Below are 1,117 nucleotides of genomic sequence, written 5' to 3' on the forward strand. Positions count from 1 at the left end.
CGCCCACTCTCGCTCTCGGCCAGCATCAGCCAGGCCGGCGGAGCCAGCATCAGTTATAACTGGCCCACCACGTTGCCCAACGGCTGGACCTACCAAACCCCTGCCCCGCGTACCGGCCCCAGCGTAATCGTGGTCCCCAGCGGCAGTCCRGGCACCACTACCATCCCCGTATCGGCCACTTATAGTTGCAGCGGCATCAGCGGTACCACCGCCTCCGCCTCCGCTACCATTACCACAGGCAGCCAGGTAGCCACCCCCTATTTTGCYCAGGCCAGCGTAGCCCTGGGCGTCGTGCCTACCCTGATTTGTACCGACGAGGTAGTGACGGCCACYGTRACGGCGACGGTGGCGGGCGCGGGCACCTCCATTTACTGGACCGGCAGCAGCGGCGTATCCGTGTCGCCCAACCCCTCGGCTTCGGGCCAGCAGGTCAGCATCACGGCTACCCACAACGGCTTGCTCACGGTTACGGCCCAGGCCGGCAACCCCCGTCTGGGCTGCCAGTCAAGCAACCCCATCTCGTTYTCCTTCGTGCGCGAACGGGCCCCGCTCGACTACAATACCAATCCGGTGCTCCTGTCCGTGAATGGCCAGCTGGCCAATGCSGGGTCGGTCATCGTGAACCGGCCCGCTACGCTCGAAGCCTACCAGCTCTACGACTACTACGGCAGCCCCATCAGCAGTTTCCGCTGGGAAGTAGATGGGCAGCAGCCCCCCAACTCCGCCGACCGGACCCTGATTGCGCACGTTTTCCGCCAGACCGGCACCAGCCAGGTGTGYCTGATTGCCACCAACCGGTGCGGAGCCCGCGAATACTACTGCTGGCAGGTGGGCGTGCAGACCACCGGGGAAGGTCCCGTGGAGGAAGGGGAGCTCAGCCTGGTTTCCGCCAATCCTACCGATGCCACCCTGCTGCTCAGGCCGGCACCGGACGCGGCGCTGAGCATCTATAACAGCCAGGGCCTGCCCATGTACGAAGGCCCGACCCACGGCGGGCAGGTGCTGAAAATTGATACCCACGCCTGGCCGGCGGGGTTGTATTTTCTGCACAGCCGACGCGGGCAAAAAACCGCGCGCTACCAGATCCAGGTCAACCACTAGCCACCGCGCGCCCCCG

1 protein-coding gene is annotated in these 1,117 nt (G+C 65.4%); it reads left to right on the forward strand.

The features are described 5' to 3' along the window. The coding region (locus D0T11_RS22855; protein ID WP_182888568.1) for a hypothetical protein at positions 1–1,101 on the forward strand (1,101 nt) is incomplete at its 5' end. Positions 1,102–1,117 lie beyond the last annotated feature (16 nt).

Origin of the sequence: Hymenobacter rubripertinctus (assembly GCF_003583925.1) — a bacterium.
In the GTDB taxonomy this organism is placed as follows: Bacteria; Bacteroidota; Bacteroidia; order Cytophagales; family Hymenobacteraceae; genus Hymenobacter; species Hymenobacter rubripertinctus.